The following is a 25,807-nucleotide window of genomic DNA, read 5'->3' on the forward strand; positions in this document are numbered from 1 at the left end:
TTTTATTTCAATGTAAATTTCTTTGTTCTTAAGCTTTTCTTACCACCACGTCTTGATGCAACTGGTTTATACTTATCTTTCAAACGTCTACCAGGAGCAATTGGAGAAATATTTTCCTGTTGTTCTGTTGTAGAAGATTCTTCTTTACGAACAACTGCTTTTGGTTTTTTATTAGTTTTAACTATTTTTGAAGGTGTATTTTCTTTAGAAGCAAAAGACCTGTTAGTTTTAGTTCCGCCAAATCTTTTTTCTCTTTTTTGCATTGGAGTAGCATTATATTTTTTAGGTATTTTAACTATTTTATTTTCAGTAATAATTTCTTCTTTAGTTGAAGATTCATTACTTGTATTATTTTTAGCAGCTTTAATTGAAGTTTCTGCAGTATTTACCTTTTTATCTTTTGAATTTTGTTTTTTATTATTTGTATATTCGTCAGCATTTTCTATTTCAGTCGCCTTTTTAGCACCTTTACCAACTCATTCAATAGCCTGTTGAGCATCAGCAAGAACAAAGTGATCTTCGTTACCAACTTGAACATATTCCGGCTTGTTTGTAATTGAATAAGGTTTTAAGTAATCAGCGATAAATGTAGAATCTTTAAATCCTTGTGAAAGATTATCTAATGAAGGCATTGTTTTAATTAAATTTTTAGTATAAGGGTGTTTAGGGTTTGAGAAAATAGTTTCTGTTTCCCCATATTCAACCAATTTACCTAAATGCATAATTAAAATTCTATCAGAATTAAACCTAACCATTGAAAGGTCATGAGCAATAAACAACATTGCAAGACCCAATCTTTCTTTTTGTTCTAACAACATATTTACAACTTGAGCTTGAATCGAAAGGTCAAGTGCAGCAATAGGTTCATCAGCAATAATAAATTTAGGTTTATTAATAATTGCTCTTGCAATACCTACACGCTGTCTCATTCCTCCTGAAAATTCATGAGGATATCTAAATGCATGCGAAGGCTGTAATCCAGCATGTTTCAACGTTTTAAATACTTCCATTTTTACCAAGAATTTTCTAAGAAGATAAGGTAATCTTATAGATTTACTAATACCATAAAGTTGTCTAATAATTTTTTTACTATTAACAAGACGCTTTCATTCACCTACTAATGCTTGATTTTTTTGTTTTTTATCATTTAATGAAGCTTTTATGGTTGAATTTAAAAGTTTTCACGAAACATCAGTTTCATTTTCTTCCATTAAGAATTCTGTTTCAAATTCTTTAATTTCTTCCATTTTTGCTTCATAAAATTGATGAGCTTTTGCTTCTATCTCTTTAACTTGAAACTCTAATTCATTAATTTCTTGTTCATTTTTTGCTTTTAATTCTGCGAATTCCAAAATATATTCTTTTGAACATTTTTTTATTTCGTTTTCATTAATTTCTTTGGCATTATCAAGTTCTTTTTTAGCATTTGCAATATTTTCTTGTAACTTTTCTTGATCTCTTAAAGAATCTTTTTCCATTAATGCATTAATTTCAATATCAATTGCATTTTTCTCAGCATTAATTTTATTTATTACAGATTTCATATCGCTTAATTTATTTGCATCATTAACAGCTTGATTAGCTATAAATCTTTCAAAAGAATTATTATCATCTCATTCAATTGATGAAATTTCTTCATAAATATCAGAGAACTTTTTAAGTGGAGTAGATAAATCTACACTCTCTCTTTTATATTTATCAAATAATTCTCCATATAATTCTTTAGTAATTATTGAAATTTTATCATTTAATTCATTAGAATTTACACTTAAAAGAATAGAACTGAATGCATCACGAATCTTAGCAACTTTATCAAGAATGATTCTATTTTTAGCCATTGTAAGTAAAATAAAATTTTGTTCTCCATAAGTTTTTGATAGATTAATACTAATCTTACACTCTTTATTATCTTGTTTAATTTTTTCAATTAAAGCATCAAAAAGGGAAATAGATGAATCATTCATTGATTCGATTTCATCATTAATCTCTAAAATCCTTTCATCTAATTCTTGATTTTTTTCTCTTAATAAATGAAGTTTTTTAGAACCTTTAAGTTCCTCTTTGGCTTTTTCAAAATTATCCTTAGCTTCTAATAGATTTTTTTCATCTAATTCGTCAATTTGTTCCTCTGAAAGTTTACTTTTAAGTTCATTTCACTTATTCAAGTATTCTTCAAGATCATCAGATACTTTTGAAACTAATTTAGAGTTAAAACTAATTTTATCTTTATAAAAGGCATTTATTAAAGCTCTGTATAAAGAAACTTTTGGATCCTTAACATTTAATTCTATAGAATTCATATCATTAATATTTTTATTAGCAATTTCAATTCTTTTTAGCAATGATTCTTTTTTATCTTTCCATTCTTTTTCTCAATAAAATGAATTTAAAGTATATTTAAAGAATAAGAGCATCCCTCTTCTTTCATCAAGATAATTCTTAACCATTTTTTTATCAGTTTTATTAACAATTAAAGGTTCAGAAACAATATTCAAAACATTCTTTTGACCATTTAAAGAAGAATATGGATCTTGGAAAATCATTTGAGCATTATTTCTAAGTTTCCTATTATTTTTCTTTGAAATTTTTTTACTTGCGTATTCATTTCCATCTATTTTAATTGAGCCAGAATTCGGAACATGTAGCCTTAACAAAGTTCTACCAATTGTAGTTTTACCTGAACCAGACTCACCAATCAAACCAACAATTTCACCTTTTCTAATTGAGAAAGAGACATCATCTATGGCCTTAACAACGCCATTTTTAGACATAAAGGTTTTATTTAGATTTGAAACTTCAACAACTTTATTATTTTTGTTCATTTTTAACACCTCTATTACTTTCTAATATCTTTTTAGAGTTTTTGATAATATCAATAACTTCTTTTGGTGGATTCATCTTAGGTGAAGAAGGATGTAATAATCATGTTGCAGCTCAATGATCTTTTGAAACCTCAAATAAAGGAGGTTCTTTAATATAATCAACTTTAAGTGCAAATGGATTACGTACAGAAAAAGGGTCTCCATCAGGTAAGTTACTAAAGTTTGGAGGTGTACCTGGAATAGTAAATAACCTTTCAGCTTTAATATTTGTATCTGGCATAGCAGCCATTAGTGATCAAGTATATGGATGTTTAGGATTTGAAAATAATTCTGTTGTATAAGCTTTTTCAATTACCCTACCAGCATAAAATACATAAATATAATCACATAATGTTGCTATAACAGCAATATCATGAGAAATAAATATTATTGATATTCCGAATTCGCGTCTTATTTCTTCAAATAATTCAAGAACTGATGCTTGAACTGTAGGATCAAGAGCAGTTGTTGGTTCATCAGCAATAATAATATCAGGCATACACGCTACAGTCATAGCAATAATAACCCTTTGTCTCATTCCTCCTGAAAATTCGTGAGGATAAGAATTAATTCTTTCTTTTGCACCCTTAACACCAAAACGTTCAAGTAGTTCAATTGCTTTTTCTTTACGTTCTTTTGAAGTTTTGAGGTCGGAATGCAATTCTAAAGATTCCATAATTTGTATACCAATTTTTTTAGTTGGATTTAACGAAGTTAATGAATCTTGAGGGATATAAGCTACCTTTTTACCCCTAATTTTCTTCCATTTACTTCTTGATTTTGTGATTGATTGTTTTTCACCAATAGGTTGCTGAGATTTTTCATCATTTTTCAATCTATTAATCTTCATTCTTAATTCTTTTTGTTTTTCTTTTTTCTTCGCTTTACTTAATTTAGTTTCTAATTCCTGAATTTGAGTTGAAGAAACCGGTTTTGCCTTACCTTCCAATAAAGAAATACCATCAATTTCAATTTTATTAGCATTAGTAATTGAGTTATTATTCATATTAAGTAAAGTTTTTGCAGTAACTGATTTTCCTGAACCTGATTCACCGATAAACCCTACAATTTTAGCTTTTGGTATATCAAAATTAACTCCACGTATAATACGTGTTATTTCTTTTTTCTTTGTGGAGCTCTTGAAAGAAACTTCAAGACCTCTTACACTAATTATATTTTCTTCCATATTATCTCCTATCCTGTTATTTTAGGGTCGAATGCATCCCTCATACCATTTGCTAAAATTTGAAGTGAAACCGTTAGTAATAAAATAACTATTGTAGGTCCTAAAATATAAAATGGCTGAACAAATATATATGCTCTAGATAGATTAATCAATCTACCAAGTGTTGCGGATTCTGCACCACCAACCGATAATCCTAAAAAGATTAATGTTACTTCAAAGAAAATAACGGATGGAATTCTTAATACAAATGAAACAAGTAATCTACCTAAAATATTTGGCAAAATATGTTTGTAAATTCTACCAGCTTTTGAAACACCTGTTGCTTCTGCAGCCAAGATGAAATCTTGGTCTTTAACTTTTATTGTAAACATTCTAGCAGATCATACTGGACCAGCTCACCCAACTATAACAAGTGCAAGTAATATTGAACCAAATCCTGTTCCTGCTATTGTTGTTAATAAAATTAATCATAATAATGATGGAACAGAAGTAAATATCTCTACAAAACGCATAACGATTGTATCTAGAGCTTTACCAATGTGGAAACCAATATAAACACCAATTGAAACACCGATAAATGTTTCTATAACTGCTGCAGTAATAGCTAATTTAAGTGATCATGCAGTACCTATTCATAATCTAGTTCAAATATCACGACCAACTGAATCAGTACCTAATATAAGGTTATGGCCGTCAGCAGAAGTATTTTTAACAATAATCTTTCATTGACCGACACTTGGAATCCATTCATGAGAAACTGGATTCGTTACAAATTTATTATTACCATTATTTCATTCTTGAGGCGATAGAAACAATACATTAGTTTGAGTTCCTTGTCAAGTTGGTTTTAATAGTTTAATGTCTGTAGTTTTAGAACCTGAAATAGCTTCTGTTTCATGATATCTAGAAACATGTGGAACTATAATAGATAATAAAATTATAGTAAGGACAATTAATAGAAAAACAATATTTGTCTTACTTGAAAAAAACCTTTTAAAAATGTCTTTTGCAACTGTTGAGGGTTTACCCGCAACTTGAATTTCCTCTTTTTTAATACCATCATCAGCAGAAAATCATTTTTCATTAATTTCAGAAAGATTATATCTTATATTAAATTCTTTTGAAGTCATTATGAATCTCCTTTCGCTAATGTAGCATTTTTGTATTTATTTCTTCTTTTTAATGAAAGTTTCATTTTTTTATAAATTGACATTTTTTGCGATTGTGCAATTTTGATACGAGGATCAATAACCACATAAAGAACATCAACAAGTAATGAAGCAAGCAAAGAAAGTGTTGTAAAGAATAATATTGAGAATTCAATAACATAAATTTCTTTTGCAGATACGGAATTAACAATAAGGCTTGAAGTACCAGGAACTGCAAAGAATATTTCAATAATAAATGAACCCATTAATAATGTAATAAATGAAGGTATTATTATTGATACAAGTGGAATTGAAGCATTTCTAAAAATATGACGCTTTAATACTTGCATTTCATTAAGTCCTTTAGCTCTTGCTATAGAAACGAAATCACTTTTTAAAATTTCTACAACTTCATTTCTTGTGTAATAAGTTAATGTAGCAATCCCACCTAGTGTTAGTACTAAAACTGGGATTATTAATGACTTGATTAAATATGCTGTACCAAGCGATTCATCAAAAGCAATTGGCATTTTACCTAATTTACCTAGGATTAAGAATAGAATGGCTAATACAAATGATGGTACAGCAACGAAAAACATTACAAATACATTAATTAATGTATCCTGTCACTTACCACGTTTATAACCAGCAATAAATCCTAATGTAATACCTAAAATTGTCGAAAGAACAAAAGCAGGTAAAGTAATCATAATTGAATATTTCAGTGGTCCAAAGAATACTTTCGATATATTAAGAGAGTTGTCTTTGTGTGTTGGGTCAAAAATTACCCCGAAACGACCAATGGCAAGTTTAGTAGATGAACCATCCTTTAAAATTACAGTAACATCATGTTTACCTATAAAAATACCTTTAATAAAGTCTACAAACCTTGTAAAAACTGGCATATCTAAAAATGCTTTTCAATTATCAGCTGAACTCGCATTTTTTGGACCACCCGAATCAGCTTCCCCTGTTAATCCAGACAAGGCTGTTGGATACCCCTTCATTAAATCCATTAAGAAGAAAGTTAAAATCAAAATAATGAATAATGAAATTAATATTAAACCTAAACGTTTTAGTATATATTTTGTCATAATTCTCCTTTTATAAATCCACGGAATAATCTCTTAGTAAATTTTGCCCGCTTCTCTGTGTTCTTGTATGTAATCATTTTTTTTGAACCACTATTGAAAATGACCCTTGTAATCTATCAGTTATAATAATACTTCTGTAAGTAACTGCCGTGTGAAAGTATAGGGCATTATTTTGTAGAAATGAAACCGCTTCCCCTATAAATTTACTGTTAGAAGATTCTTTTAAATATCCTCCGGAAGTCAACGCACTCCCTTCAAGTAATCCTTTAACTTTTTCTTTGTCAAGATTTGCATAACTACTTAAAGCATATTGTTTTCATTCTTTAAGTGATATTTTATCAACTATTTTTGCAAAAGTATCATATTTACCTTTTGGTGAATTGCTTATTAATTTTTTAAGTTCTGTATTATTTTTGTCATCTAAGTATTGACCTATTAATGCGGCCGTTGGTCTAGGATCCATAATACCTTGCAATACTGATGAAGCAGCATCATAATCTTTACTTCACCCTCTATATTGTAATTGAGCGTCATGATATTGGATATCATGAACATGTGTATTTCAATCCTCGGGTACAAATGTTTTAAACGTAATTTTACCAGGAGCTATTTTATTTAAAACTTTAATCATCGTCTTAACTTGACTCAATGTTTGTTGACTTGCTGGATTTTTATTTTTATCGTTTCAAGTCTCCAATGGAATTACTGCACCTGCATACTTATCAGCAATTGATTTTATCAAATCTTTTGCTTCTTGCATTGAGGGTGAAATAGCTGCATCTAGCTTATTATTCGCTTTTGCATAACTATTTTTTAAATCAGCGTATGATGGAACTCCTGATGGTCTTACATAAATTTTTTGAGCCTCAGTGATTTTTGAGGGTTCCCTTGTTTCAGCGGCGATCAAATCTGCCGGTGTAGCAAATGGAGTTGCATTTTTAGGATCATCAAAAACATTGGTTGTATCTACAGGAGTCACTTGTTCTGGTGCAAAAGGTGATAATAAAGGCATTTTAGTTGAATTACCTGTGACTTGCTGAACACCTGCATATCAATTATAAGCCAAATCTATAGTGTGTCTTAATTTAGCAGCATCACCAATCATAAAGTGTTTAAAAGCACTTGGTTTATTTTTAATATCTTCTATTTTTGAAAAGCCATACATCAATTCCCTTGCTTTATCATTATATTCATTTAAAAATTTATCATTAGGAAGTGGATTCCAAAACATTTTTTGTTGCATTCCTGAATTTATAACTCTTGATAATTTAACACCATATTTTTCAGCATTATTTTTAATTTTATTCAACTCTGTATTATCATTTATAACACTAGTGTCTAAAATAGGTTCTTTACCTTCTTCATAACCTGCTTTTCTTTGTATTATTTCAGCAATTGCATCTTGTTTTTGAGTTGCATGATAAACATACTTATTAATTCTAGCTTGACCTTTAGGTAAATCCCTATCGTTTGCTCAATCTTGATCAATAAACCCTTCATTCTTTTTAAGTATGAAACCAGTAAGAAGATCATATTTAGAATAATAATACGGTGCAACATGTAGGAAAGTTTTTAAATCATTCCCATAGTTCGCAATCCCATATTTAATTCAAGGCTTAGTTGACCCTTTCGCCATTTCAGAAATATATTTTGAAGGGGCCGGTGTAATTCCAGTGAAATTACAAATAACTGAACTAAGAAATTTATCATTAGGTGTTTTAAGAGTTATCACAAATTCTTGATTACCATTTTTTAATTTTTCACCGTCAGCGATTGTTTTATCAATATCCATCCCAAATAAATTAAATATATAATTATTTGGATTATCACTAGAAAGATCAATTTCATTTGTTGTTCACGCCTTATCAAAAGGTACAACTCCTTTTACTGAAACACCCGCAATTTTTCCAGTTTGTCTAGTTTGTCTTGAAGAATATAATGATCTCATGAAACCATAAAAATAATCCTTTGCATCTAGAGGGTATTTTGTTGCTTCACCTTTTGAATTCATTCATTTAGCTTTTTTATCTTCATTTATAAAAAACTTATACTTTGTGTATTTAGCAAGTTTGTCTTTAACAGATTTTTCATCTATTTTTTTAATATCAATTGGTTCTCATGTTTTTCCGTCAATAGTACCAAAAAGTTTTTGAGCACCCGAAAACGACATCTCCTCTTTTGTTGTTTCTACTCATTTCATACCAATTTTATCCTGGTGATAAACACCATTAACAAAACCATTAGAAATTTTTCCAACATTTTCGCCAGTTGCTTTAATTACTAAAAGCGGAAGTGCTCTCGCTGCATCAGTTTCAGAACCACTACCAAATAAATTTCCGGTATTATATTGTTGATCAAATGATCTTTCTTTTGAATCACTTAGTGTTCCATACACATGAATTTCTCTTCTATCATGTAAATAATTAGTTGAATAATCACCTTCAAAACCACATGAAACTACAGTTGCAATAGGAGCAGCAACAACAGCTGTAGCAGTCATTGCACCTAGTAAAAATTTATTTTTTTGTTTTTTTGTCATTTTTTCTCCTTATTTTAATTTAAATAAATATTATTTTTTAAAAATTTTATTTCCTATTTTTATGTACTCATCAATAAATGTTTCTAATGAATTAAATGCTTCTTTGTAAATATTTTTATCATATAAATCAATACCTGCATCTTTAAGAATTTGAATAGGTCAATCTCTTGCCCCAGCAGATAAAAATTCATCTATATAATTTTGAAGCGCTACAACACCATCTTTTTTGTATCTTTGGAAAAATACAGTTGCTACTGTGTATCCAATTGCATATTTATACATATAGAATCCATAGTAATAATGTGGTACCATAATTGAAGCTCATTGTTCATCAGCTTTAAATTTTTCGTTTGATTTTGTTGAGTATTTTCTAGCATTTTCGTAATATAGTTTAGAAATGCTTTCATATGAAGACATTGGTTTACCTTCTTCAATAGCTCTTAATAGATCAAATTCATAGTTTGATCACATTGCTTGTCTCATAATTGTTCCGTCAAATGAAGTTATTGCAGATTCAAGTAAATCAAATTTCAATTCATCATTTGTTGAAGTTTTTAATAAGTGATCTTTAAGCATTAATTCATTAAATATGGATGCAATTTCAGCTAAAAATATTGGATATGCTGATAATGAATAAGGTTGCTTTTCATCAGATAAATAAGAATGCATTGAGTGTCCCATTTCATGAGCAAGAGTTGAAACTGATCTTAATTCACCATTTCAGTTCATTAAAATATATTTCTTGCTAAGTCCATATGAACCACCAATTGAATAAGCACCTGAACGTTTGTTCTTAACAGACATGTAATCAATTCATCTGTCGTTAAATGCTTCTTTAACTACTGCATTATACTTTTCTCCCATAGGTTTTAATGCTTCAAGTATCATTTCTTTAGCTTCCTCAACTGTGTATTCTGATTTAACTTTAACAAGCGGAAGAGAAGTATCTCATTTTTTATATGTTTTATTAAATTTAGCTTTAAAAAATCTTTTCTTAGCAGCATTGTATTTTTTAAATACATCTTTATTTTCTTGAACTGCACCATAAAGTGTTTCTAGTAGTTTTTCATCTGCTTTATCACCTGATATTTGTGATAGAACAGCTGAATCATATTTTCTCATTTTAGACATTACAGTTACTTCTTTAAAGTGTTGAAATAGTAGGTTAGAAAGTGATTGTTTATGATTTAAATAACCCTTGCTATAATTCTTCATTGTTGATTTACGAACCTTTTCATCACTATGCTTCATTAGTTTTGCTCTATTGGCAGAAGTTATTTTGATTTTTTTACCTTTAGAAGAAGTAGCATATCCATAATCAAGCTCAGAATCTGTAATTATTGCAAATGTTGACGCTGCAGAAATTTTAGCTCTTGAAGACTCAGTTAAGAAAGTTTCTACTTCATTTGAAAGTTTGTGTTTCTTTTGTTCTAATGTACCAAGAATTGATTTTTTATAATTAGCAAAAGCTGGTTTTTCAGCTCACTTTAATAAATTTTTCTCATTTTGGAACATTCTATTGACTTCAGAACCGAATTCTTTTTCAAGTTTAAACATTTCAAATTCAAATTTTTCTAACATTTGTTTTGATTTTGGATCGGAAATATTTTTATTAAAATTATTCATTAAATAGTTTTGAATTTTATTCATTATCATACCAAATTCATCATCATCTTTAAGTGAACTTAAGTATTTTTTTTCTGTTTTGAATTTTACATCTTTATTTTTAATAATATTTTTAAATTTTTCAACAGCTAATTCAAATCAACATTCATATGTTTTACCTTCTAAAATTGTTTCTAAATCTCATGTATATTTTTTTTCTACATCTTCGTATTTTTTATATTCTTTTGCTTGCGACATCTTTTTCTCCTTTTTTCATCAAATAATTAATTAATGACATAATAAAAAGAATGAAATGATGTTAATAAACAACTATTTCATTCTTTATCTAATGTCAATGCATTAATCAATAGTTATTATCATAGTGCCCTCACATTTGTGAAGCAATTAAGGTATTCCCTTAAAAGGCATCAATAATTTTTCAGATTATTGATTCGGCTTAGGCCCTTTCAATCATTTCCTAGGATGACTCCTCAATGATTTAATAATGCTTTCAGCACTTCTATTCTTTTTACAATACTAATTATATAATATTTATGAAGTTTTTTTAATAAAAGAAATTTACTGTGAATATTTCTATATTTTTTATTATATAATTAAAAAACTTTAACCTAATTTTAGTGGTATTAGCCAAAAAATAAGTTGAAGTCGTTGATAATATTTTCAAAATAATGAAAGTGTTATAAAAAAATCACCCAATAGTACCATTTTATTAGTAGTTTTTAGTTTTATATGCAATAGATAAATTGCTAAAAAGAACATTTTTAAATAAGTTATTTTCATGATAAATTATTCTTTATTATCGCAAACTGCAAGGAAGGTATTTAAACTATGATTACCACCTCTAGCAAACTATTGTTACATGCATAAAATTAATACAAGTAATTTTTGGAAAATTAATAAGTTTTTTATCTTAGAAAGTTTCATTTTTAAATCATATAATTAGTTAAAAAACAAGCAGTTATTTTCTGCTTTTTATATTCGTTTCATATATCCAATGTTATACTTTGAAATACGTATTATTATATCTTTTGATACTCTTTTTAAAACTTGATATCTACTTTAATATATTAATTACTAGATAATTTCCAATATTAACATCAATTTAAACTAACTGACTTAATTTATATAAAATATTTTTTATAAGTTGTAGCACTTAACTTAAATAAGGTTTTCCCACACAAATTACTACGCTAGATCTTATTGCACCCATTTCATAATTACTTTTTGATATGAATATAAAACACTATACCAAAAAAACTTGATATAGAATTTTAATTAAAATAAAAAAAGTACTACTCGTACTTAATTAATGTTGTTGTTCTGTATTCAGAAACTTTTGGTTCATGTTTAACAAATAATAAATCGATAAGGAATACTAAATCAATAACTTCCCCACCTAATTCTTCAACTAATTCAATAATAGCTTTTGTAGTTCCGCCAGTTGCTAATAAATCATCTACAATAGCAACTTTCTGACCTTTTTGAATTGAATCAGTATGAATTTGCAATTCATTTGTTCCGTATTCTAATGAATACTCTCTTTTAATCACATCATATGGTAATTTACCAGGCTTTCTAACCATAACAAAAGGTTTTTTCAATAATGCAGCAACTGGTGCTCCAAATAAAAATCCTCTTGCATCTGCGCCAACTATAACATCTGCTTCCTTACAAGCTTTTGCCATTTTATCAATTACTTCGTGAAACACTTCTCCATTAGCAAGTAATGTAGAAATATCTTTAAAACCAATCCCTTTTTTGGGAAAGTCACTAATTTCTCTTATATATTTTTTTAATTCCATAACTAAAATATTATAAAGAAAAAAATACCCCGAAGAGTATTTTATTTTATAAAATTAATCAATTTTAATTTTAACTGATGCACCCATTGATGTTTTAACAACAATGTTTTTAATATATGCACCTTTTACTACTGAAGGTTTTAGTTTTTTAATTAATTCAATAACTGTTTCAGCATTTTCAACAAGTTTAGAATCGTCAAATGATTTTTTACCAATCATTGTATGAACATTACCTTGCTTATCTGTTCTATAATTAGCTTTACCAGCTTTTAATTCTGTAACAATTTTACCTAGGTTAGGAGTAACTGTACCAGTTTTTGGGTTAGGCATAAGACCTTTAGGTCCAAGAACTTTACCGAATTTTCCAAGTGTCATCATCATTTTTGGTGTTGCAACGATGATATCAAAGTTAAATTCACCTTTTTTAAGGATTGCTTCTAATTCTTGAGGATCAACTGCAAATTCAGCTCCAGCTTCTTTTGCTGCTTCTAATTGTTTAACATCATCTGATGCTGCAAGAATTGAGATTTTTTTACCTGTTCCATTTGGAAGAGAAACTGATCCTCTTAATTGTTGATCTGCTTTTCTTGTATCAAGATTTAGATTAAATACTAGTTCTACTGATTCATCAAATTTTGCAAATGATGCTTCTTTTGCTAATTTAATTGCTTCTTTAAGTTCTAAAATCTGTGTTGCATCCACTTTAGCGTGAATTGCCTTAATATTTTTTGAAATTTTAGCCATTATTTGTCACCTTCTTCTGATGATTGTGCAGTCGCGTTAACTTCGATTGCTTGTCCTTTTGTTTCAATTGCTGTTGCTTGTGCTTCTGCAAGTGCTGCATCTTTTGCTGATGCTGCTGATGCTGCTTGTGCTGCTGCTTTCGCTGCTGCTTCTGCTTCAGCCATATCAACAAGTCCTTCAACTACTACACCCATATTTTTAGCTGTACCAGCGATTTGTTTCATTGCTGAATCAATTTTGTTTGTATTTAAGTCTGTTAATTTATATTCAGCAATTTCTCTTAATTGCTCTAATGTAATTTTCCCAGCAATATCTGTTTTTGAATTTGCTGCTCCAGATTTAATTCCAGCTGCTTGCTTAATTTTGAAAGCTGCAGGAGCTGTTTTTGTTTCAAATGTGAATGATTTGTCCTTGTAAATTGTAATTACTACAGGAACTGGTTCTCCATTTCTGTCTTTAGTTTGATCGTTAAATGCTCTTGTAAATTCAGGCATTACAATTCCAAGTCCAGCAAGTTCTGGTCCAGGTTTTGCTTGACCTGCGTTAAATTCTAATTTAGCGATACGTACGATTTCTTTAGCCACGAGCTACCTCTTTTCTTATTTTTAATTTAAAGTTCTCTGTGTGGTATAACGACTTTCGTCTTCCACTCACTATAAAGAACGCACTCAAAGTGCTAAAAAAATTATACCAAATATTTTAAATATAGGTAGTTTTTTATAAAAAAAATTCAAATCTCTTTGAATGTTTTAATTTTCCTTTTCTATCTTGACTTTTTCAATTTTTGATCTTAATAAGTGATTTATCAGCGGCATCAATAAAAATATCCCAAACTGTACAAAAAACATAATTGATCCAATTAAATTAGAAACACGTTTAGATACTCCTGGTATTGCAGGTTGAAATAACCCATAACTTGATTCACCATTAGGATTTAATATGAAACCAACATAAATTGTTGAATATCCAATAGAGAATAATAAAGTTCCAAAAATACCCACAATTGCAATAATGGCAAATGGCCAGTAAATGAATTTATTCATTTTTATTGTTTGCATTTTTTTCCTTTTTAATTGTGTAAAACAAAATTGTTATTGCTAAGATAGCAAATATAAAGAATGTTGGTCAGTTTGAAAATGAGTCAATTAATGAGTCAGTTTTTAGAATAATACTTGGTATTAATAAAATACATGCTCAAAATGCGATTATTAAAAATGAATAAAGCAAAGTAACAAAAAATTCTGACTTCTTCTTTTTAATAGTTTTCATTCCAAAGAATAAATTTGTTTGTGTAGCTTGTTCCATCGAAGTTCAAAATCCAGCTGCATATCCATTTACAACTCCTCATGCTGAAATACATATGAATACATAAACGATTATTGTAATTACTTTTGAAGCAGTCTTTTTAAATGTATCTGAAAATAGTTCATCAACAGATGGTGCAGAGTGAAGTATTGAAGCTAAAGAAATCATAGAATTTATAATAATAACCATAATCATACCTATAAATAAAATTTTAGGGATTTGTTTCTCTCCATTCTTAACTTTTTTTTGCATCGTTGCAACATTTAAGAATCCATCATAAGCAAACAAAACTGCAGGTAAGGCAACCACAATTGCTTTTGCATCAAATGAACCATGACCAAAAGCGTTAGTTCCCAATAAAGGATAATTAGCATTTGTACCAATAGCATTATGAGTTGTTGACATTATAATACCTATTAATGCAGCCATTATTAAGGGTATAAACTTTAAAACAACAGTTATTTGCTGAAAAATTCCAGATACTTTAGTAGAAATAATATTTAGTATAACTAATATAGTTGTTATTCCAATCCCTATTAGAGCATGTCCTCAAATGGGCACAGTATATTGATTCATTAATCCTGCAACAACAATACCTTGCAATGTTGCCTCTGAAGCAAAGAACCCAAGAACAAAAACGAATAAACCAGTATAAAAGAATGAAAATTGAAATTGTGCAAAATATCCATACTTTTTACCTCCGACAGCAGAACACCACTTAGCTAACCCCTCGGTTTTCGATTCTTTTTTAAATGTACCTATTTCCGAAAATGAAATAGCAAGTGAAAGGGCGAGTACCCCACCAATTATTCATGCCATCAATCATGTAGCACCATTACCATTTGTCATTTTTGAAATTGAACCGTTTTTAAAGAATATACCAATACCGACAACAGAACCAATTAACATTGAAATAGCAGCTCAGAATCCTAATTTTCTTCCTGTTTTAATTGACATAGTCCTCCTTATATTTTTGATTTTATAAAATTAATTTAAGTATTTGAAAGTGAGTTAGTTTTTTATACTTTGCATAAAGAATAAATATCAACTTATATATTTATAACATATTAATAAATATTAACAAAGAGCACTTTAGTAATAAAGGGCATAAAAAAAACACCCTAAGTAGGATGATATGGTTGCCCCTGTTGGATTCGAACCAACGCATGTCGATACCAAAAACCGATGCCTTACCGCTTGGCTAAGGGGCAGTATGGTGGAGGGGGAGGGATTCGAACCCCCGAACCTTTCGGAGCCGGGTTACAGCCGGATGCATTTGGCCACTTTGCTACCCCTCCATACTGCTTGGTGTGTTGCTTTATTATTATATCTAAAAAAAATAAAAATATGCAAAAAAAATAAAGATTTCTCTTTACTTTAATTTATAGATATTGCAATACCATTATTTTCAAAGGATTTTGAAGCATTACCCGTTCCCTTTGAACCTCATATATTATCTATTAATCCAGGGTAATCAATGAATGGGTTTCTATTACCTTGTGCTTTTGAAACGCCATTGTTTCTTTGTATATCAAATTCATCCACAGGATCTTCTTTAGCTCACTTTATATATAATTTCAAGAAATTATCTTTCATATATGGAAATGAATTAGAAAATATATTAGCTCCACCTTTGGTTTTATCAATTGATTGATAATAAGTTAATGCAAAATAAAGATAAGATCTAGCAATATCACCTTTAAATCTATCAATAGGTTCAAATACTGTTCCACCATACTTAGGGTTAGTTCCAAGTTTTGAATGGTTTTTAGATGTTCAAGATGCACTTAAAACAGGTGCGTGAGGATAATTAGAACGCACACCATTTACTTTACCATCACTAGGTCAAACAAATTGAGCATCATTTCTCATAGGAGTTTTTTTATCAAACCAGGATTGTGGAATCAAATGTTCTCTATTATACATATCACCCTCATGTTTATAACTTCTACCATTGTTTCCGATTATATAGTTATATGGATCAGAGCCATTAGGATTTTCAGAGTAAATATCTATAACAGTATTATCATGTTCAAAGATATTATCTTTAAATGCCGTCTTGTATGTGTTATATAGTTCACCATATCCGCTAGAACCACCTTTAATCTTATTTAGGTGTTGACCTTGGATTTCATGCAACTTAGCAAATAACTTCTTACCTTTTAAATTATTAGCTTCCATATAATAATTATTCGATTTATTATAAGTTATATTTCCTACTTTTTTAGGAGTTATAGTTATAGTTCCACTATCTTGGGGAGTTTTTTCAGTTTGTGTATTTTCATCTTTTTCTAATGCATAACTTGCAATAGCATAATATTGATATCTTGATAACTTCAAGTATGCTTTAGCAGAGATACCTTTAACCTCCTTGATTGCATCACTACTTCCTATATAAGCAGAATTGTTTTCTTTTAAAGATTTTTTAATTATATCCTCTGCTTCTTGCGTCTCTAAAATAATATCGTGAGAGTCTTTTTTTCCAGTATAACCAACTGGAAATACATAATTTGTATATTTACCAGTAGTTTTAGCTATTGCGCCTTCCTTAGTTGCTCTAATAATTTTTGTTGTAAATCGATCGTTTAAAATTTTTTCTATTTCTTCATTTGTAAAAATTGCGGTTTTCTTTGTTTTTTTATCATCAATTTTAACAGAATCTTTTTTTGTATTTCCACCTTGCAAGTCTTTGGTTTTTCCGCATGATACAGCAGAAAAAATTGGCATTGAAACTATTGCAAATGTTGCACCAAGGGATAATAAATATTTTTTATTTATTTTCATATATTAATAAATTGAATTTACACTAGTAGTTGGAGTTGGAGGTGCTGGCGTTGGTTTTGGCACATTTAAAATTTGTTTTGTGTATGATAATAAATCACTATATTTAGTGTCAATTGTACTTAAATCATATCCTCAATAAGAATTATTTTTGAATGTCATTCCAGAAAAAATGCTTTTTATATAATCGGGTGCAAAGTATCATACACCACCAACTTTAACAAATGTAAATCCAAATGATTTGTAGTGGCCTGAACCAGTCTTAATAAACGCGATACTTTCCACACCGTTAACCAATGTACTAAAATTAATTTTAGAATCAACTTTTTCTTTCTTACCTAACATCATTCCAACAGTAACAAAGTAACCAAATTTCTTGCCAGAAATTTCTTTGGTAGCTTTTACACTTAAAGCATAATTTTTTGAACCATTTATAAATTCACCTTTATCAAAAATAACTGTATCTTTATTAGTTGCTGGATTAGTAATATACTTAGCAATTAATGCGTCAGAAGTAGCTTTAACAGTAACTGGAATTACTTTAGTTGATGCAATTGCTTTTTCCCGTTTATCTAAAATAGAAAAGTCCGCTTTTAAATTATTTGATTTAAACTCAGCTCTTAAATCACTAATCATTTGTATGATAACTTTATTTACTTCAACTTCCTTAATGAAAGGAGTAGCACTTGCCTCTCATTCATTAGCAGCGTCTTCGATTGTTTTGAAAACTTTTTTTGAAGTATAAAGTTTAAAACCAGTTTTGGAAGCGTAACCTTGCTTATAAATACTCCCTCTTTTTGAAGAAGTGTTTGAAAAACCATATTTTGCAAGTTTACCTTTTATTAAAGCAATATACTCACTCTTAGTATTTCCAAAAACAGGTTTAATTTCATGTCCGTTATCAAAAATAAATATTTTTGTTCTCTTAGTATCTTGAGCAAGTTTTTCCAATGCTGCTTTTCTTTCTTTTAATTCAACTTTATACTCAGATGAAATAATTTCGGGTGCAGTAATTTTAGGTGTTACTTCCGTCTTGTCAGGTTGTTTTTTATCTGTTTTCCCTGATTTTGTATCATCCTTAGTTTTATCTTTGTCTGTTTTTGGTTGATCTTTAGCTACAACATTATCAATTACAATTGCATATCTAATGTATCCTGCAGCGCTTTTTAATATAAATATTTTTCCAGGTATTGTTCTTATACCATCCTTTTTCTTAGTCATATCTGTTATAACTATTCTTTTATGCTGCTTTAGAGATTCTTTTAATGTCTTGTCTCCATTAGCATCAAGAATTTTATAATCATATTGACCTAGTGTTCCAGAAAAATCACTAGCAAATATTGAATTTTCATATCACTTTTCTTGACTACCACTTTTTCTTCTAGCTGTTGCTAATGCCCCTTTTGGTGCTGCCTTTTTATTTTTTGAATTTGCACTTGTAACAGGACTAATAATTTCCATTCTATAATGTGCTTTAGCATCAGATAATGCTTCTTTAACTATTTCTTCATAACTTTTGCTTTCTTTTGCTTTATCAGTGCTTCCTTGGGTGTTATTTCCTTGAGCATTGTTCCCTTGGGTATTGTTTTCCTTGGGTGTTTTTTTATCTTCCCCACATGAAATAACCACTGCTAACGGTGTTGCAATTGCAAGCGTTGAAGCCACTGCTCCAAATAAAACTCTTTTTGTCTTGACTTGACTCATTTGTTTCTCCTAAATCCTTTTTATTTTTTAAAAGAAAGTACTAATACTTTCTTCATATAAATTATAAAATACTGTTTTAAAAAATTTACTATGTTAAATTTTAATAATAAACAAATAAAAAGCACCTATTGGTGCTTACTTTATTAATGTTAATTTAATATTTCAATGTGTTCAATTGATATTTCTGTAGGTGTTGCTCTATCAAATAGTGTTAATTCAACAATAACAACCTTTTTTTCTTCGTCATAATTGAGGATAGGACCTTTAAGACCTTTTGTAGCTCCCTCAACAACTTCTATAATTGTACCAATTTCATACTTAGGTTTTGTTAATTTTCCAGCTTTATAATCTTCGAAAGCTTTAACAACTGATTTATCAATACGTCTAATTTCAAGATTAGACACAGGTGTTGGTTTAGTTCTTTGACCTGAAGAACCAACAAGTCCTGTAACATATTGTGTATTACGAACTATGAATCACGCTTCATTAGTCATAACCATTTTAATAAATATATAACCTGGGAACATATTTTTTTCTTTATATTTACCAGAAGGTGTAATATGTGGCACCATCGCTATTTTAAATTCTGATATTACACCTTCAAGTGACTCAGAAACAACTCTATTTTTTAATGATTCAACAACTTTTTCTTCTTTTCCAGAAATAGTTGTAACCATATATCATTTCATTTCATTTTCCATTTATAAACCAACTCCTCATTTTTCTCACAATGTTGTGAATCCTAGTGTAATTAAAAATAATACTATTGCTGCAATAATTATAAATATTAGCGAAGTCCAGAAAATTTTAAAAGATTCAGATCCATTTGGTCATCTAACTCTTTTTAATTCTTTAAAAAAACCTTTAATTTCATTTAAAATTCCAGTCTTTTGTTTTTTGACTTTCTTAGGTGTTTTATTTTTTGATTGCATTACTTTTCCTCTTTATGCAACGTTTTTTGATTGCATTTTTTACAAAATTTATTTTTTGTTAATCTTGCAGTTATCGACTTTGGAGTCGAGTAATTACGCGATTGACAAATTTCACATGCTAGTATAACTTTTTTTCTATTCATGGGGTAATTATACAATAATTAATGAATTTATTGTAGTTGTTTCTTCATTTTAAACATTATTTTTCTAATTGTCTGATTTATTATATATTTTGAGACACCCAATTCACAAGCTGCACAAGTAACACTTCTACATGCTTCAAAAATTGTTAGGTATACTTTTTCTTCGAATGCATCTAGGACAGATATATCTAAATCACTCTCTGGTTTTTCATGAGCAATAAATTTTATTTGATATTTTCTGTCACTCATTTCTCTGTAATTATTTAAAACTTTATATTTTCTAGTACTCATTTTTCTTGCTTCATTAAAAATTACGTATTTTAATTTCATGCATAAATATGTTTTGAAACTAAATTGAAACTTTTCATCATATTGTGTAACAAAAAGTGGTAGCTTAGCTAAGAAAATATTGTGTATATCTTCTTTTTCAAGAGGTGTTCTTGAAAAATATTGCTTGTTCGATACAATTACATAATTAAATGATTCCTCAAAATTATATAAAACTCTTTTTATCATTTTGCCTGTTGGCATTTCTTTCAATTGTCTAATTTCATTCTTTGTCATTTTGACCTCGATTATTTAGAAAGGTTTGAAAGTAATATTCCTGTTGCGACAGAAACATTTAATGATTGAACAGTTCCTTCCATCGGTATATAAACATTTTGGTCAGATTGCTTCAGGATTGGTTTGGAAACACCTTTTCCTTCATTACCTATAACAAGAGCCATAGGTGTATTGAAAGTAACTTGCGATACTGGAGCAGCCTTCTCTAAAGAAGTAGCATATATTCAAATGCCGCTATCTTTCAATTTCTTAATAGCGGTTTGCATTGAGTCTACACGAACAACCTTAATACCTACATATCCTCCAGATGATACTTTAAGTACCGTTGGAGTAACTTCTACTTGACGATCTTTAGCAATCAGCACATGCTTAATTCCAAATGCATTTGCTGATCTTAAAATCGCCCCAAAGTTATGAGGATCTTGGACTCTGTCTAAAATTAAAAATCTCTCTGGTTTATCGCGAAGAATATCTTCAAGAGTGTAGTAGTTAAATTCTTTCAACTCTGCTACAAAACCTTGGTGATTTTCTCTTGTTAACTTATCCATTTCTTTTTTTGAAATGATTTGAACCTTCATATTTTTATTTATTTTTAGTACTGGCGACTTTAGCAAATATACTTTTGCTAGTGGTAATTCATTTTTAATCGCATCTTGAACTGAATTTTTCCCACATATTAATTTTCCCATTTTGTTCTCCTTTTAATTGAATTAAACATTAAAAAATAATTGAATTAAACATTAAATTAACCTTGTATTCTGCAATTCTTTTCTCAATTTGTCCGCTAATTTGTAATTTTTATTTTTTCTTGCATTTATTCATTTTTTATAATTTTTTTTATTCACGTTTGAAATTTTGTCATTTTTAGTAGTTAATCCTAGCAATAATAAATTAGCTAGAAGTTCTTTTGAGACTTCCTTTTTTCCACTATTGAACGCCTTCAAATTCCCATTTAATATCTCCATAACTTTTGAAAATTCTCAATTTGATACATGCGATGAAATTGTTTCATTTTTAATATCGATTTTCTCATTGAGTTGAGCTTGTGAATATGCTTTTAATAATTGCTCGTATTTTTTAGTTGTAGCATCTATCATTTGAGTACTTAAATTTATTGGTGCTGTTGGGCTAGTAGTTAAAAATAGCAATCTCAATATTGATGGATTATAGTTTTTAAAGAAATCATCTGCATCCATAACATTACCAAGTGATTTAGACATTTTTGTACCGTCAACATTAATATGTCCTGTATGTTTTCACTCGTTGGTAATTTTTTTACCTAATAAAGCTTGGAATTGTGCATTTTCATTTTCATGATGAGGAAATATTAAATCTATTCCTCCTCCATGCATATCTAATGTTTTACCACCTGATTTATATACAAAATATGCACATTCAGTATGCCAACCTGGTCTACCTTTACCTCAAGGAGAGTCAAACAAAACCCCTTCTGTTGTTTTTTTCCATAATGCAAAATCCGCAGGATTTCTTTTATCTTTAGAACTTTCCATTCTCATTTCATCTAATTTTCTATTTGAAACAATCCCATAATTATTTTGAGAAGTAACACTAAAATAAACATTGCCGTTTACTTCATATGCAACCCCTTTATTTTCCAATTCTTTTATGAAACTAACTATACCTTTTATATTTTTCGTGACAAGTGGCATATTTGTTGGTTTTTCAACATTGGCCTTTTTCAATAAATCAAGATATACTTTTGTATACCGTTTGGATATTTCGCTTTCCGCGACATTCTCCTCTATAGATTTTTTAATTATCTTATCATCAATGTCAGTTATATTATGCATAAAATTAACTTTAATACCTCTAGATCTCAAAGATCTAATATAAATATCAAAAGTTATTATAGGTCTTAAATTACCAATATGAGGAGTGTTGTAAACAGTTGGTCCGCAAACATAAATATTTCTTTCCCTTTTACCACTTTCATCATCATATGTATTAGAAAGTTTATTATTAATTAATGGAGCAACGATTTTATAAGTTAGACTGATAATCGTAACATTTGAAAGTAATTTAATTGGAGATGTGAATAAATGTCCTACATAAGCAGCGCCATATGATAAATTTAATGATTGACTATCTGCAAGTGGTGTCATTAATGAGTTATGAATTTCAAGAATAACAGTAAACAAAATGATTGGAGCAACCATTTTAAACAGTTTAGGTTTATTAATAAATCTTAAAACAATATGTACTACACCAAGCAATGCAATTCCACCACAAGCAAGAAGTTGTAGCATTCATTTTGTTTTTATAGGGGATTTAACAGCTGCTAATGTGGACTGTGGAATCATTTGGATACCAATAAATAATCCAACACCACAAATTATTAAAACAAATAGAGTTACAAAGAAATGAAAATTAACCGATCTTTCTTTTTTAGCCATTATTAAATAAACTACTCCAGGAACAAAACCTGACATTGCCATAATAAAAGTATAAATAGGGTGATAATAAGTAGGCATCAATGCAAAGGAAAGTAAATCAGCTATAACTCCAGTTATAGAACCAATTAAAGGACCAAATAAGAATCCAGTAATCTTAATTGGCAATCCACCAAAAGCCACTTTAAAAGAAGGGAATGTTGTTATTGCAAACAACTTAGAACCAATGATAACAAAAACTACAGAGGCAGCAATCAATATTGAAACATAAGCGATTTTTTTGTTATTTCATTTTCACATATATAAATTATAAAGAAAATTAAAAAAAAGGTCCAAAATATTGATAATTCTATTTAAATAAGAAATTAAAAAACACTTATTATAAAAGTGTCTTATTTAATATATTTTACTTATGATACTTTGAACCTGATTTAATTGAGAAAGCTCTAAATAATTGTTCAACCAATATAACTCTAAACATTTGGTGTGGAAATGTCATCTTAGAGAATTGTATTTTCTCACTAAACATTTCCTCATCTACACCATATGAACCACCAATAACAAAAGTTATATTATCAGTTTCTGTAAATTTTGCCGATAGTTCTTCAGAAGAATATTGTTTACCTTGAAGAGAACAAAGAATTACCCTTGAATTCTTAGGGATCAATGATTGAATAATCATAGTCTCTTTTTTCTTAACTATATCCGTATTTTTGTCATTAACTGGTCTAACCTCTGAAAGTCTGACGTGTGCATAAAAACCTAATTTTTTAGCATAATCTTGATATAAAGTTTTATATTCTTTACTTAATGATCCAACAGCTATAATATTAATCTTCATTTTGCTCCTCTTTTCTGTATCTTAAATTTAAATGAAACATAAGCATTTGTATATCTGCTGGATTAATTCCGGAAATACGTGATGCTTGACCAATTGTTTCAGGTCTAACGGCGGTAAGTTTTTGCCTTGCTTCAGTTGCTAAGTTAGCAATTGTTTTATAATCTAAATCCTCTGGTAATTTCAGTTTTTCTAAACGTAACATTTTTTTTGCTTGCGTAATTTGCTTTTTAATATATCCTTTTAATCTAACCTGAGTTGTCAACTCATAAATATATTTAAAATCAGTAACGTCTGTTGGTTCTACATCAGGTCTTGAAATCACTTGTAAATATGAAGGCCCATTTGTAATCTCATATTTTTGAGCTAATTCACTATTAGATGAAACATGTGTTTTTGATAATCTCTCAATTTCTTGATCTATCTCATCATATTTATTAACAATAGATTTATAAGTTTCATCATCAATTAAGCCAACTTGATTACCCAATCCAGAAAGTCTTTTATCAGCATTATCATTTCTTAATAATAATCTATATTCAGCTCTTGAAGTGAGCATTCTATAGGGTTCTTTTGTACCTTTAGTTACCAAATCATCAATCAATACACCTAAATAACCAGCATCACGTGTAATAACAATTGGTTCCTTATCTTCTAGTTTTAAAGCAGCATTAATACCTGCATATAAACCTTGTCCAGCAGCTTCTTCATAACCTGAAGTTCCATTAACTTGCCCGGCAAAATAAAGACCTTGAATATGTTTAGCTTCAAATGAACGTTTAAGTTGAAGTGAGTTTATCGCATCATATTCAATTGCGTAAGCTCATTTAACAACTTCTGCATTTTTCATACCAGGAATAGTTCTTAGCATCTTGTCTTGAATATCAATAGGCATCGAAGTTGAAAGTCCATTAACATAAATTCAATCACCCTCTTTTGTTTCTGGTTCTAAAAAGATTTGGTGCCTTGGTTTATCTCTAAATCTAATAATTTTATCCTCTATTGAAGGACAATATCTTGGACCAACACCATTAATAAGACCTGAATACATTGATGACTTATTAACATTTTTATCAATTAACTTATGTGTTTCTTCATTTGTGTAAGTAATCCAACAATGAATTTGCTTCTCTAACTTAACACCTGAACGAGAAGAGAAAGTATAATCTGAGATAGGAAGTATTTCTTCATCCACTTCTGAAAAATCAATTGAAGAAGTAAGAACTCTTGGGGGAGTACCTGTTTTAAGTCTAATTAAATCAAAACCATGTTGTTTTAGAGATTCAGAGAGTTTAGTTGTTGTACGTTGACCATCTGGTCCACCTGCATCTTTATTTGCACCCCTTAGAATATATGAATCCATATAAGTTCCAGTTGTGATTATTACAACTTTTGCTTCAATTATTTCTCCATCTTCTAATTGAACACCAACCACTTTATTTTCTTTTATAATTAATTCTGAAACCATATCCTCAATAACATCTAAGTTATCCAATTTTTCAGTTTCTTCAAACATCAATTCAGAATAAAGATCTTTATCAATTTGAGCTCTTAAGGCTCTAACTGCAGGACCCTTAGATTCATTAAGCATTTTAATTTGAATCATTGCTTTATCAGAAAGTAAACCTTGCATTCCACCTAACGCATCAATTTCTCTTGTAATGATACCTTTAGCAGGACCCCCAATTGAAGGATTACACGGCATCATAGCTAATTTAGTTTTATCTAGTGAAATCAGTGCCGTTTTATGTTGTTTGTTAGCAAGTGCAAATGCAGCTTCCATACCAGCATGTCCACCACCGATTACTATTGCTTCGTATTGTTTTTTATTCATAGTGTAAATATTTTACCATGCTTTATAAATAAAGCTATATCATTAAAAAACTTTATCAACAAGCCAATATAAGCATACCCAAAAGAAATTCCCTTTAGATGAATATATAATTATCTTATTTTTTGTGTAATAAAACTCACCCAACAGATTTATCATTCAATAATATATATAAGTTTATAACTCAATTTTTTTAAAAATAATTAATTTAAATGACGTTGATTAAAGATATCATTTTTGCTATTTTGGTCTAATAATTTATTAATTTTAATATCAACTTTTTCTGAAATTAAAAGTA

Annotated in this window: 21 protein-coding genes, 2 tRNA genes and 1 riboswitch; all 23 genes read right to left on the reverse strand. The window is 29.1% G+C overall.

The genetic code is table 4. The features are described from left to right. Nucleotides 1-2 precede the first annotated feature (2 nt). Entirely contained in the window at nucleotides 3-2,822 is a 2,820-nt protein-coding gene (locus tag C4B24_RS00485; RefSeq protein ID WP_131598289.1) for an ATP-binding cassette domain-containing protein, read from the reverse strand. Beyond that, nucleotides 2,809-4,047 (reverse strand): ABC transporter ATP-binding protein, encoded by a 1,239-nt coding sequence (locus tag C4B24_RS00490; protein WP_131598291.1) that lies wholly within the window; start codon nucleotides 4,045-4,047, stop codon nucleotides 2,809-2,811. Before C4B24_RS00490 ends, C4B24_RS00485 begins: the two co-directional genes overlap by 14 nt. 8 nt (nucleotides 4,048-4,055) lie before the next feature. Beyond that, the gene (locus tag C4B24_RS00495) at nucleotides 4,056-5,177 is read right to left on the reverse strand and encodes an ABC transporter permease (protein ID WP_131598293.1); all 1,122 of its coding nucleotides are present in this window, start codon (nucleotides 5,175-5,177) and stop codon (nucleotides 4,056-4,058) included. Continuing rightward, complete coding sequence (locus tag C4B24_RS00500) at nucleotides 5,177-6,289, reverse strand: ABC transporter permease (RefSeq protein WP_131598295.1); 1,113 nt, start codon at nucleotides 6,287-6,289, stop codon at nucleotides 5,177-5,179. Before C4B24_RS00500 ends, C4B24_RS00495 begins: the two co-directional genes overlap by 1 nt. A gap of 10 nt (nucleotides 6,290-6,299) precedes the next feature. Continuing rightward, complete coding sequence (locus tag C4B24_RS00505) at nucleotides 6,300-8,828, reverse strand: OppA family ABC transporter substrate-binding lipoprotein (protein ID WP_131598296.1); 2,529 nt, start codon at nucleotides 8,826-8,828, stop codon at nucleotides 6,300-6,302. 30 nt (nucleotides 8,829-8,858) lie between these two features. Continuing rightward, the gene (gene pepF, locus C4B24_RS00510; protein WP_131598298.1) at nucleotides 8,859-10,691 is read right to left on the reverse strand and encodes an oligoendopeptidase F; all 1,833 of its coding nucleotides are present in this window, start codon (nucleotides 10,689-10,691) and stop codon (nucleotides 8,859-8,861) included. A 114-nt stretch (nucleotides 10,692-10,805) separates the two neighbouring features. After that, a riboswitch (Lysine riboswitch) is annotated at nucleotides 10,806-10,964 on the reverse strand. Nucleotides 10,965-11,746: 782 nt separating this feature from the next. After that, entirely contained in the window at nucleotides 11,747-12,256 is a 510-nt protein-coding gene (locus tag C4B24_RS00515) for an adenine phosphoribosyltransferase (protein WP_131598300.1), read from the reverse strand. A gap of 54 nt (nucleotides 12,257-12,310) precedes the next feature. Further along, a complete protein-coding gene (gene rplA / locus C4B24_RS00520; RefSeq protein WP_131598302.1) occupies nucleotides 12,311-13,000 on the reverse strand; it encodes a 50S ribosomal protein L1 in 690 nt (229 codons plus the stop codon). Next, complete coding sequence (gene rplK, locus C4B24_RS00525) at nucleotides 13,000-13,584, reverse strand: 50S ribosomal protein L11 (RefSeq protein ID WP_131598304.1); 585 nt, start codon at nucleotides 13,582-13,584, stop codon at nucleotides 13,000-13,002. Before rplK ends, rplA begins: the two co-directional genes overlap by 1 nt. A 165-nt stretch (nucleotides 13,585-13,749) precedes the next feature. Continuing rightward, the gene (locus C4B24_RS00530) at nucleotides 13,750-14,058 is read right to left on the reverse strand and encodes a hypothetical protein (RefSeq protein ID WP_131598306.1); all 309 of its coding nucleotides are present in this window, start codon (nucleotides 14,056-14,058) and stop codon (nucleotides 13,750-13,752) included. Then, nucleotides 14,036-15,262 carry an APC family permease gene (locus C4B24_RS00535; protein WP_131598308.1) on the reverse strand — a complete coding sequence of 409 codons (1,227 nt, stop codon included), beginning with the start codon at nucleotides 15,260-15,262 and terminating at the stop codon, nucleotides 14,036-14,038. The genes C4B24_RS00530 and C4B24_RS00535 overlap by 23 nt, the downstream gene beginning before the upstream one ends. Nucleotides 15,263-15,441: 179 nt before the next feature. Further along, a tRNA-Gln gene (locus tag C4B24_RS00540) sits at nucleotides 15,442-15,516 on the reverse strand. Nucleotides 15,517-15,519: 3 nt separating this feature from the next. Beyond that, nucleotides 15,520-15,603: transfer RNA gene (locus C4B24_RS00545), tRNA-Tyr, on the reverse strand. A 79-nt stretch (nucleotides 15,604-15,682) separates the two neighbouring features. Beyond that, a complete protein-coding gene (locus C4B24_RS00550) occupies nucleotides 15,683-17,089 on the reverse strand; it encodes an endonuclease (RefSeq protein ID WP_131598310.1) in 1,407 nt (468 codons plus the stop codon). 3 nt (nucleotides 17,090-17,092) lie between these two features. Continuing rightward, a complete protein-coding gene (locus C4B24_RS00555; protein ID WP_131598312.1) occupies nucleotides 17,093-18,790 on the reverse strand; it encodes a hypothetical protein in 1,698 nt (565 codons plus the stop codon). Nucleotides 18,791-18,939: 149 nt separating this feature from the next. Beyond that, nucleotides 18,940-19,491 carry a transcription termination/antitermination protein NusG gene (gene nusG, locus C4B24_RS00560; protein ID WP_131598314.1) on the reverse strand — a complete coding sequence of 184 codons (552 nt, stop codon included), beginning with the start codon at nucleotides 19,489-19,491 and terminating at the stop codon, nucleotides 18,940-18,942. Beyond that, the gene (secE, locus tag C4B24_RS00565; RefSeq protein WP_131598316.1) at nucleotides 19,492-19,722 is read right to left on the reverse strand and encodes a preprotein translocase subunit SecE; all 231 of its coding nucleotides are present in this window, start codon (nucleotides 19,720-19,722) and stop codon (nucleotides 19,492-19,494) included. After that, entirely contained in the window at nucleotides 19,722-19,865 is a 144-nt protein-coding gene (rpmG, locus tag C4B24_RS00570) for a 50S ribosomal protein L33 (protein ID WP_131598317.1), read from the reverse strand. Before rpmG ends, secE begins: the two co-directional genes overlap by 1 nt. 27 nt (nucleotides 19,866-19,892) lie before the next feature. Beyond that, entirely contained in the window at nucleotides 19,893-20,429 is a 537-nt protein-coding gene (locus C4B24_RS00575) for a hypothetical protein (RefSeq protein WP_131598320.1), read from the reverse strand. A gap of 11 nt (nucleotides 20,430-20,440) precedes the next feature. Continuing rightward, on the reverse strand, nucleotides 20,441-21,118 hold the full coding sequence (gene rlmB / locus C4B24_RS00580; RefSeq protein WP_131598322.1) for a 23S rRNA (guanosine(2251)-2'-O)-methyltransferase RlmB: 678 nt from the start codon (nucleotides 21,116-21,118) through the stop codon (nucleotides 20,441-20,443). A 51-nt stretch (nucleotides 21,119-21,169) separates the two neighbouring features. Further along, nucleotides 21,170-23,140, reverse strand: a complete 1,971-nt coding sequence (gene cysS, locus C4B24_RS00585) for a cysteine--tRNA ligase (protein WP_131598324.1) — start codon at nucleotides 23,138-23,140, stop codon at nucleotides 21,170-21,172. A 106-nt stretch (nucleotides 23,141-23,246) separates the two neighbouring features. Next, nucleotides 23,247-23,681 (reverse strand): 23S rRNA (pseudouridine(1915)-N(3))-methyltransferase RlmH, encoded by a 435-nt coding sequence (locus C4B24_RS00590; RefSeq protein ID WP_131598326.1) that lies wholly within the window; start codon nucleotides 23,679-23,681, stop codon nucleotides 23,247-23,249. Beyond that, complete coding sequence (mnmG, locus tag C4B24_RS00595) at nucleotides 23,671-25,512, reverse strand: tRNA uridine-5-carboxymethylaminomethyl(34) synthesis enzyme MnmG (RefSeq protein ID WP_131598328.1); 1,842 nt, start codon at nucleotides 25,510-25,512, stop codon at nucleotides 23,671-23,673. The genes C4B24_RS00590 and mnmG overlap by 11 nt, the downstream gene beginning before the upstream one ends. Nucleotides 25,513-25,807 lie beyond the last annotated feature (295 nt).

It is taken from the genome of Mycoplasma marinum (assembly GCF_004335975.1).
Classification (GTDB): Bacteria; Bacillota_I; Bacilli_A; order Mycoplasmatales; family Metamycoplasmataceae; genus Mycoplasma_K; species Mycoplasma_K marinum.